The sequence below is a fragment of the Salegentibacter sp. genome (genome assembly GCF_036568425.1).
Lineage (GTDB): Bacteria > Bacteroidota > Bacteroidia > Flavobacteriales > Flavobacteriaceae > Salegentibacter.
Genome location: NZ_DATCSO010000094.1, coordinates 1 through 10537 on the forward strand (window position 1 = coordinate 1; position 10537 = coordinate 10537).

9 protein-coding genes are annotated in these 10537 nt (G+C 37.4%); 3 read left to right on the forward strand and 6 right to left on the reverse strand.

All coding sequences use genetic code 11. The annotated features are described in order from the left end of the window. The 3 genes from VIM94_RS08970 to VIM94_RS08980 form a co-directional block, all read left to right on the forward strand. Nucleotides 1-831: amidase family protein (locus VIM94_RS08970; protein WP_332038958.1), on the forward strand; the 831-nt coding region annotated here is incomplete at its 5' end. Further along, complete coding sequence (locus VIM94_RS08975; protein ID WP_332038959.1) at nt 831-1109, forward strand: hypothetical protein; 279 nt, start codon at nt 831-833, stop codon at nt 1107-1109. The genes VIM94_RS08970 and VIM94_RS08975, both read left to right, overlap by 1 nt. Nucleotides 1110-1408: 299 nt before the next feature. Beyond that, entirely contained in the window at nt 1409-2269 is an 861-nt protein-coding gene (locus tag VIM94_RS08980; protein ID WP_332038960.1) for an aminotransferase class IV, read from the forward strand. Nucleotides 2270-2287: 18 nt separating this feature from the next. Here VIM94_RS08980 and VIM94_RS08985 read toward each other — a convergent pair whose 3' ends face one another. The 6 genes from VIM94_RS08985 to VIM94_RS09010 form a co-directional block, all read right to left on the reverse strand. After that, the gene (locus VIM94_RS08985; protein WP_332038961.1) at nt 2288-2632 is read right to left on the reverse strand and encodes a hypothetical protein; all 345 of its coding nucleotides are present in this window, start codon (nt 2630-2632) and stop codon (nt 2288-2290) included. Nucleotides 2633-2651: 19 nt separating this feature from the next. After that, the gene (locus VIM94_RS08990) at nt 2652-5786 is read right to left on the reverse strand and encodes a PAS domain S-box protein (protein ID WP_332038962.1); all 3135 of its coding nucleotides are present in this window, start codon (nt 5784-5786) and stop codon (nt 2652-2654) included. A gap of 283 nt (nt 5787-6069) precedes the next feature. Then, nucleotides 6070-6849 carry a hypothetical protein gene (locus tag VIM94_RS08995; protein WP_332038963.1) on the reverse strand — a complete coding sequence of 260 codons (780 nt, stop codon included), beginning with the start codon at nt 6847-6849 and terminating at the stop codon, nt 6070-6072. A gap of 115 nt (nt 6850-6964) precedes the next feature. Then, entirely contained in the window at nt 6965-8134 is a 1170-nt protein-coding gene (locus tag VIM94_RS09000) for an ATP-grasp domain-containing protein (RefSeq protein ID WP_332038964.1), read from the reverse strand. 179 nt (nt 8135-8313) lie between these two features. Next, nucleotides 8314-9198, reverse strand: a complete 885-nt coding sequence (locus tag VIM94_RS09005; protein WP_332038965.1) for an alpha/beta hydrolase — start codon at nt 9196-9198, stop codon at nt 8314-8316. A 180-nt stretch (nt 9199-9378) separates the two neighbouring features. Continuing rightward, a complete protein-coding gene (locus VIM94_RS09010) occupies nt 9379-10416 on the reverse strand; it encodes a serine hydrolase domain-containing protein (protein WP_332038966.1) in 1038 nt (345 codons plus the stop codon). Nucleotides 10417-10537: the final 121 nt, after the last annotated feature.

The following is a 10537-nucleotide window of genomic DNA, read 5'->3' on the forward strand; positions in this document are numbered from 1 at the left end:
AACTCCCTGGTGGGGCTGAAACCTACTATCGGACTCCTGAGTAGGGGAGGGATCGTTCCTATTTCAGGAACACTTGACACTCCGGGACCTATCACTAAATCTGTTGTAGACAATGCGATCCTGTTATCGGCGATGACCGGAAAAGATGAAACCGATCCTGCTTCAGAAGGTTTTGCAGCTCCTGTAGAAGATTACTACAGCGATTTGGAAAATGCCAGCCTGAAGGGAAAACGTTTTGGCGCGATAAAAGGCCTGATGGAAGATTCACTTTACGTTAGAGCCGTAAAAGACCTAAGAAAAGCAGGAGCCGAAGTGGTGGAATATGAAGCGGAAGAAGTTGAGCTTCCGAATTTTGTAAGACTTTTGAACCTGGATATGAAGACAGACCTACCCGAATATTTTGACAAATATGGCGGGAATACCGGCTTCTCCTCTGTAGAAGACCTGGTGAAATTCAATATTGAAGATTCAACACTAAGAATGCCTTATGGCCAGGCTTTATTTGAAGGGATTCTGCAGGATTCTGCTTCCGAAGAAGATTTTGCAGCCATTAAAGACACCCTGAACCGAAACGGAAAGCAATTTTTTGATGTACCTATGAAGGAGCACGATCTTGACGCTGTGCTTTCTATTAATAATTACCATGCCGGTTTCGCAGCAGTAGCTAAATACCCGGCGATAACAGTACCAATGGGCTTTACCGAAGAGGGTGCGCCAAAAGGCCTGACGATGATAACAACCCCAAACGGGGAACAGGACCTGCTAAACTGGGCCGCAGCCTATGAAAAGCAATCTAATAGACGTAAAGCTCCCGAAAAATACACCGACTAATGCGCAGTGATTATCTCTCGCTCATCTCAAAAATTATTTTCTTTTACAGCATTTTTTATGTGGTGATGAAAATAATCGCGGCTGTAGGTGGGAACGCGCCCTATGCCAACCTGATCCTGGCTTTGCCTTATCTTGGTTTTGCCGCCGTGGGCTGGGTGATGGTCAAAAAGAAAAGTTACCACTGGGCTTACGTGATCGCGGGAGCCATAGTGATAAGCCTGGTGCGCTATTTTGAACAGGACTGGATGATTGCCATTGAAAGTTATTTTGGCGGTTAAAAACCGAAAGTTAAATAGGTACCTCATTCCGTCCCGTTAGCTATCGGGTTCACCCGGAACCTTTACGCCGCAGCTTTAGGCTTGGTGTATCTCATAAGCCTGAGATCGAAAGTTTACGTCATTCCGGGTCAGGCCCGGAATCTCATCAAGCTGATTTACCTTTTAGGATTTTTCAAAAATTCCGGAGTACGCGAAAAACATTATCTTTTTTTTATGCTGATTTCCCCTGGATTTCCCGATTTTTACTTTATATAATGAAGAGCAATTATCAATGGTTATTATAAATTATACATCTCCTGGTGAAGTCTAAAAAATCCTATCCCAAAGAAGTTTACCTCAATGGCAGCTGGCTAAAGCCGCAAAAGGCACAGGTCTCTGTTTTTGATCGTGGCTTTATGTTAGGTGACGGGATCTACGAGGTGAGTCCGTTTTACAAAGGGAAAGCTTTTAAGCTGAAGGAGCACCTGCAACGACTGCAGTATTGCCTGGATGAGATAAGCCTGGATTTTAATGCATTTTCTTTGGAAAAAATTATTTTTGAAGCCCTTGAGCGGGCAAAACTTTCTACTGAAGATTGCGCCGTATATATGCAGGTTACCCGTGGGGCGGCTCCCAGGACGCATTATTATCCGGAGAATGTCACGCCCACCGTCTTGCTTTATGTAAATCCCGTAAAGCTTGAAGGCTTTGAAAAGAAAAGCTGGAAGGTGAGTGCTACTAAAGATTTGCGCTGGCACCGCTGCGATATCAAATCCATTTCCCTGCTCGCCAATATTCGTGCTAATGAAGAAGCGATCTCAAATGGGTTCGATGAGAACCTGCTGATACGCAATGGCTGGTTTACCGAAGGCTCTCACAGCAGTATCTTCTTTGTAAAACAAGGCACATTGTTTACACATCCTGAAGGACACAATATCCTCTCCGGAATAACCAGACAGGTTGTCCTTGACCTCGCCCGCGAAATCGATCTCAAAGTAAAAGAAGAAAAAGTACACCTGGATGAACTGGTAGAGGTAGAGGAAGTATTTCTCACCGGCACCACCACCCAGATTATGAAGGTAGATTCGATTTCCTATAAAGACAAGGAGGTTTTTACCACTAAAAAAGATGAGATCACCCGGAAACTGCAGGAAATATTTGTTAAAGCGACAAGAGGCTAGGGAGATCTAAACAGTTTTTTACTCCTCTTTTTCTTTCCAGTCCAGAACTATTTCCGGCATTTGGGTAGTGAAATCAAGATCTACATCCTGGAGTTCTGAAACCTGTTCTCTAAACCATTGCGAAAACCCCGATTGATCCTTCTTGAATTTGTTCATAAAATGCTCATCCTCGGCCTCGGTATAAACCACCACAGAATAGCCTTCGGCCGACTCCTGCAAAAACCAACTCTCTTTCTTAACACCTATTCTTTGATGCATTTTATTGAATTCTTCCCTGTGGGTCGTATTTACTTCCCTGGCGAAATTCAGCCATTCTTCAACTTTATCCTTTAAGATCGGAAAACTGTAGGCGAACTTTTTCATATCACAAACTAGATCAATATTATAGGGGTAATGTTATTTTAAAGGTCGTACCTATGTTTACTTCACTTTCTACTTCTATTTTACCGCCCATACTTCCTATTTGGTTTTTAGTGATGAATAGACCAACTCCCCGTGAGTCATCGTGGTTATGGAATGTTTTGTACATGCCAAACAATTTGTCACCGTGTTTTACCAGGTCTATGCCCAGGCCGTTATCTTCGAAAAAGATAGTTACCACTTCTTGCTCTACACGAGCAAAAATCTTTAGATAGCTTGATCTTTCCTCGCTTCTATACTTAATGGCATTTGTAATCATGTTCAATACAATACTATCAAGGTAAGCAGGAATACCTTTTACAACCAGGTCTTTGTCGATTTGGTTGATTATTTCCAGGTTGGCCTGTTTTATTTGTAAACTAAGGCTTTCTGTATTTTTTTGCAGCACATCATAGAGCCTTATGGACGAAGTACCACTTTTCGACAAGTTAACTTTAACGATCTCCGTTAAATCATGTACTGTTTGCTTCAGGTTTTCGGCTCCTCTATTAAGATGTTTCACCAATTCATTATTTGATATTTCAGGAAAATCCATTTGAATCAGGTCAAGAATTCCGGAAATGCCTGAACTATGAGATCGTAGGTTGTGAGATACAATATTCGCAAAATTGCGGAGTCTTTCGTTTTGCTCACTGGTAATATCAAGTAAGGACTTGATCTCTTTTTCTACCTTCTTTAATTTTCTGATGTCGGTTGCCACCCCCAGGTATCCTACAATATCTCCATGGTCAAGGATGGTGTTTATAGAAAGTAAAACAGGAAAAGTTGTACCGTCTTTTCTTATATAGGTACATTCTTTAGTAGTTGGCACTCCAATTTTAGCTTCATAAAAATAAGCTTCAAATCCATTTATTTCTTTGTTGTACTTTTTAGAGAGTTCAAGGCTTTGCTTTTTTATCTCATCGGGGTGGTGAATCAACTGTGGATTATGTTTGCCTATCATCTCCTCAGCTTTATAGCCCGTTATTTTTTCGGCACCAGCGTTGAACAAAGTAATTGTCCCCGTTGTATCGGTGGCCATAATAGAAACCTGTTTACTGGCATCTAATATGGCTTGCAGGCTGGAAATAGCTTCTCTTAATTTGCGTTCGGCCTCTTTTTCCTGGCTAATATCCCTTATAAAAGACCAAATTAGCTTTTTTCCATTGGCATCTTTTATTACCACCCCCTGCAGTGCCACCGGATAGCGTGTACCATCTTTTCGGATAAATTCCTTCTCAAACAAATCATAGCTTCCTTTGCTTTCCATTTGTTTAAGCATATTTCTTTCTATTGGCTCATACTCTCTGGGCGTGGTATCCCAATAACTAAAGGATAGGAATTCCTCTTTGCTGTAGCCGGTTGGTTCCAGCAATTTATCGTTTACATCTAAAAATTTACCGGTTTCATAATCGTTAAGGGCTATTCCTATTGGAGATAAATTATATAATGCAGATAAAAGGTTTTTTTGGTAATCGATATCTGAAAGGAGCTTTTTGCTTTCAGAGATATCTATAATTTGTGAAATAAAATAGAGCACCTTAGCCTCGTTATTTCTTACCATAGACACTGCCAGAAGGATATGAACAATATGTCCCTTTTTATGGAAGTATCGTTTCTCCATCTGGTAATGATCCCTTTTGTCTTCAATAAGTTCCTGCAAAAAGGTCAAATCAGAATCTAAATCATCAGGATGCGTAATATCCTGAAAAGTAAGTTCCAGTAATTCCTCTTGTGAATACCCAACAATTTGGCAAAGCTTTTTATTTACTTTCAACCATTTCCCCTTTTCATCCAACAAAGCCATTCCAATGGCTGCATTTTCAAAATTTCCTCTGAAAGCCTCTTCACTAATTCGCAGTCGCTCTTCTCTATGCTTTCTTTCTGTAATATCCTGGTGGGTACCATACATCATGAGGGGTTTCCCGTCTTTGGTCCATTCAAAAACCTTACCCCTGTCATAGACCCAAACCCAGTGCCCGGCTTTATGCTTCATACGGGCTTCAAACTCGTAGTACTCCGTCTTTTTCTCAAAACAGGAGTTTAGCCTGCGACCGGATTCTTCCAGGTCATCGGGATGAGCTAATTTTAACCAGGTTTCTATACTGATAGGAGCGAGCTCTTCTAAGGTATAACCGGTAATTTCAGCCCAGCGTTCATTAAAGACGGTTTCCCCGGTTTGAACATTCCATTCCCAGGTGCCCACGTTAGTGCCTTCAATTACCGATTTGAACCTAATTTCATTTTGTTTTATTTCGGTAATATCCTGAAAACTACCAATAAGTTTGCCTCCCATTGTTCGTCCTGTTGACCTCACCCATATCAGTCTGTCTTTCGCGGTGATTATTTGGGCTACCAAATCAAATGGGATCCCCTGGGAAATGCATCTTTTAAGAGCATTGTTAATGACGGGTCTGTAAACAGGGTGGTAAAACTCTGTTTTTTTTACTTCATCAGGATTAAAATCTTCAGGTACCTCATGGATCTTATGCACCATATCACTCCAGGTAGTTTTTCCCGAGTCGATATCCATTTCCCAGGTTCCTAGCTGATTTGCTTCCTGAGTATTCCGGAGCAAATCATTCTTTTGTTCCAGCTCTTGATTAAGAAGACCCACTTCAATGCTTTTTTTTCTACTCTCAAAAAGCTTTACGGTTTGCCTTGCCAGTTTCTGAAGCCGTTCAAGCTGGGTTTTATTGAGCTTTTTAGGGCTGTCATCAATAGTACAAAGCGTTCCTAAGGGGTAGCCCCTGGAGGTAACCAAGGGAATACCCGCATAAAAGATGGCATGTGGATCACCGGTGGTCAAGGGGTTGTCATGAAACCGCTCATCTTTTCGGGCATCCTCAACTATAAACGGCTCATTGGGTGTATTAATAGCATGAGCGCAAAATGCATAATCTCTTGACGTTTCACGAGCTTCCAGGCCATGATGGGAAAGGAACCATTGCTTATCATCGGTGACCAGACTAATTAAAGAAATTTTGGTGTCGCATATTTGGGCAGCCATGGAAGTGATAAAGTCATAATCTTCATTCTCTACAAGTCCTGTCAATTGATAACTTTCTAATTCTTTTAGTCGTTCCGGTTCATTTACAGGTATTTCTGGTTCTTTCATGGTTGACTTTATTTCCAAATTTTTTGCTAAAGTCTGCGTATTCGTAGCCTAATTTTTTCAATGGCGGTTATGCGCTGTAAGGTGGAGTAATTTACAATATTTGTGAAAATGAGCTAATTGAAAATCATCCGTTTTAGCAGGTGCTGCTTTAAAGCACTGCAAAGATTGGTTTTTATTTTTTCTTATTTGCTTTATCGTTTCGGTTTGATAAGACAGGTTTGGAAAAAAACAGGATGTTGTCCAATTTCCGTTTTCTTTCCAGGTTTTCTAAGTTGTAGGCTTATTACATTAATTCAATCTGAAATTTTGTGGCATCAAAGGCCATTTCCAATCCTTTGAGCTTAGCTTCATATTTATTGCTTTCAAACAATTCATTTAAATATTCTGTCTGCTTTATCACATTCTCCGTATCTCTTTGAAATATCCAATATTTCAAAAGAATTAAGTTAGCCGTAATATTTTCTGATACCATTAAATCACTTTCCTCCAGAAGTTCGTCAACTGTACTTTTTATCGCCGTATCATTCTCCGGTATTTCGTCAAGCAGATAAGCATTGGCCAGGTCTGATTTAGACATCTTAGAATAATTATTTTGATTAGACATATCTTTTCGATAAGTCATTTTTGTGCCGTTAAGGAAATACCATCTTGTATAGGAGTCGTTCTTTATTTTTATTTCTTTTTCGAAAATTCTTTTTTTCGTACTCCAGTTCGTAAAAGCAATGAGGAGTTCTGTTCCGTCATCTTTCTTTAGAACCGCCATTTTGATCAAATAATTTCTATTACCGGGTTTTTCAATTTCAATTTCCAGGCTTTGTTCTACTGAAACATATTTTTTTATAGCCTCGATTACAGAAGAAACCTGCCCCGGGCTAGCATTGGGGAACAGATTTTCTCTCAGGAACAAATCGATATACAGATAATGGGTTAAATAAAAATCATCTGTTTGTAGATAATTCGATTCGTTAAGATGGTCTGACTTTATTTTAATCTTTTCTGTTTGAGCAAATCCCATGCTTGTAATTATAACAAGAAGCGAAAGGATAATGATTTTCTTATGCATATTTCTCATATAAATATTGGAGCCAGAATCGGCTTTAAACTATGAGGAAAATTTTGTTTCGAAATTAGCATAGAAGACCTGTTTTTAACTCAGTTCTTCTTAGCCTTAGTAATTTCTATTTTCTAATATATTTCCTTAAATCGGAATTGAGTATTTCTTTTAGTTCTCTTTCATTTCCTTCACTTGTTTCAGTAAATAAGATACCAAATGCAGGGAATTTATTAAAATCTAATTTTCTGATAACCAATATATTTTCTAAATCCTGTTTGAGCAAATCAAAATCAAAATGGGAGATTTCTGATGGTTTAAAACCTGAATTATTGTTTAATAAAACAATGCTATAAATTTCATCTTTTTTATTTTTAAAAATTTCATCCCAATTCGGTTTTTTATTTTGAAAGTAATATTGGTATGAATTAATATTAAATGCATACCAAGAAAGATCTCCGGTTGTGCACCACCCTCCAAATCGTTGCGGGTTTATTTCTATTGGTTTTATTACTCCTTTTTCATCAATTCTAACCTCTACATGCATCGGAAAGTTTTTCAAATTAGCTTTTTTTCCTATGGGTTTTAAAAACTCTTCAAGGCTTTCTTTGTACTTACGAATTATGCTTTGAGAAGTAGAGTAAACCCTATCACTTACATCAGTACCTGAAGAAAACATATGATGCATTATATTTAGAATAACCACTTCTCCATCATTATTAAAATAGGTATCTACGGCAAATTCCTCTCCTTCTATGTATTCTTCTATAATAAAAGTAGAAGCATCCATTACCTCTTTAGGGTAAATGCTTTTTAGATTATCATAGTTTAATTCTTTTTGAGCAGTATACCAGTCAGATTTGTTACGAACAATATGAACGCCGATACTAAAAAAACCTAATGAAGGCTTAATAATAAATGGCAGTTTTATTTGATCAATATCTAAATCCAGGGTTTGGATATCCTCTATTTTAACTTTCCTAAACAGAAAATCAGGAAACAGCTCTTTAGTTAGTTCTCTAAATTTAAATTTGTCCTTAAATAAGCTTATTTGTTGAGGTAGGTTAGTTTCTTTTAAATTATTGAAAATCCATTTTAATGAGTTCTCAGAATTTGTATAGATAAGAGGGTTTGGGCTGTTTAAGATTTTATTCTTCGCGTCATTCTCAGCAATCCAATTCAAAGAATCATCATTAATTAATGACCTCGCTTCTTTAGTAGAAATAATTTCAAAATTATTTTCTTTAATAGTTCTTACCAGGAAATCTGAAACATATGGGTGGTCTATAAGTATCATTTTTTATTAAGGCTATCGTCCCCGGTTGCCGCCAGTTGCGGGAGTAAGGGACGCTCCCGATAGTTATCGGGATGGGGGTTTGACTAATTTCTTTAATAGTTTCTAAAATTACATTTTTTTGGACAATACTCCTTATTTGAAGACGCAAAATCGGTATAGCCATTCTTGGGCTTTCGTACTTATTTTTCAATAAATTCTTTCAATATATAATTCACTTCTTCTGGTTTTTCCATCATAAGAAAATGATTGACGCTATCCATCTCTATATATGTCAAATCAGGGAATTGTTGCTTTAAAATGTTTTCATTGTCGGGTGGTAAATCAGTAGTTTTTGCATAAATCGCAATTGTCTGGTTATTGACTATTTCCTTGTCCCAATATTTTTGGTCAATTAAACTTTTCATTGACTGATAGCCGATTTTCTGGGGTGTTTCAGTCATTGTTGATAGAATATAATTTCTTACGTCTTCAGGGGTCGTTTCTGTGATAAAGCTATTACAGAACTGCTCTACATTCTGCTTGTAATTATCACCTTTAAACATATTGGCAAATTCGGTCAAGCCTTCTTTGTATTGGATATTTTCAATACTGTCAGTCGGAAAGTCAAAATATACACCATCAATATTGCATAGCATTGCCCTTTCAGAATTCAATTGTTGCAAAACTTCTATCGCAACAGGTAGTCCCATACTATGAGCAACCAATACAGGATTCTTTATTTCCAAATCCCTAATTATTTTTAAAACAGATTGAGCGAATAGATCAATGCTGTAGTCTTTTTCTACTTTATCACTTTGTCCATAACCCGGCAAATCAATTAACACTAAGTGATAATTATCTTTAAAGTAGTCAAACTGATATTTCCAGGTGTTTAGGTCGCAGCCCCAACCGTGAACAAAAATTAAAGTTTTCTCAGCTTGTCCATATTCTTTGTAATGAATTTTAGAATCATTAAGTGTAATGTAGCTGGAAGAAACCTTATCGAGTGTCTTTTCACTTAAACCACAAGAAGTGATGAAGAAGAAAAGGATGATGCTAATTATTTTGAAAATAGCGTTTTTCACAAGCTTGTCTAAAAAATTATCCAATAACTTACACCGGTAATTATTGATAAGCTTCCTGGTTTCATTACCATATATTAAATTTTAATAATTTACAAAGTCGGGCAGCGGGGAAATGGGAAGTAAACTACTGCATTATAATTGTTTACCCATTAAAAGTAATGTATTTTTTAAATTTTTAAACTATTCTTTTTTACTAACTATTTTTACAATTCGATGATACATAATTTCAGATAAACTCCAGTTATAACCCTCGAAGTTTACCGTATTTGTAAATTGTATAACTACAGCATCAATATCCTTATGGTATTTGGTTATAGTTTGATATCCTGGTATTAAGCCAGTGTGTTCATACTTATAAATGGAAGAGTATATTTCCTGTTCTTTTTTATTTCTAAAAATAGAGCCATCATTTAAGGCTCGAATAAATTTGCTTAGATCTTCTGCCGTTGCCAACATTGAGCCTACATTATTCGTTTTTAAATCCTCATCATAGCCCACATAGTAACCGCTCATCACCTCATTTATATCCACATCCCGAATTGAACTAAAAGTATTTTCCAGGTTCAAAGGATCTAAAATTTCCTTTTGAATATATTCGAATTTATCATACCCAAGACTCCGGTTAATTATTCTGCCAAGCAGTAAGTAATTGGTATTGGAATATTCATAATCTTCATCGGGTTTAAAGCTGGCAGGTTTATCTAAAACCAAAGCAAGTTGCTCATCTGTAGTTTCCTTGGGAGCAACCCAATACATATAGGTGTCAGTAAAGTTTGGAATACCACTTCTATGCTGCACCAACATTCGTAAAGTGATTTTATCGGCATATTCTATTCTCCCTTTCAATTCTGGTAAATAATCTGCGAGTGTTTTCTCCAATGATAATTTTCCATCATTAACCAGCTTTGCAATGGCTAAAGCATTATACAACTTACTTACACTAGCAATTTTAAATAAGGAATTCGGGTCGGATGGGATTTTATTTTCTCGGTTTTTGTAGCCCGAAGTATAAAATTCTGTTTGATTTCCTTTTTTGTTAATACAAACAATTATACCATCAAATCCATAATCTTCCGCTTTATCTACCTGTTCCTGAATTGAATCGGGTAACGGAGCTACCCGGGCTTTTACTATAGGCCAGGGCACAAAGTATAGGGAAACAATTGTTGCGGCGAACAATATTACTCTAATTATCCAAGTCCTGGTTTTCTTTGTCATATTATTTCGACACTTGTTAATAATTAGCCACAGCGGTTTTGTATAACACAAATTGACAGGCAGACTAAGGGAGGCTCCCCATAACTATCGGGATGTGGGCTTAAGCAGTTCTTTCCTGCTT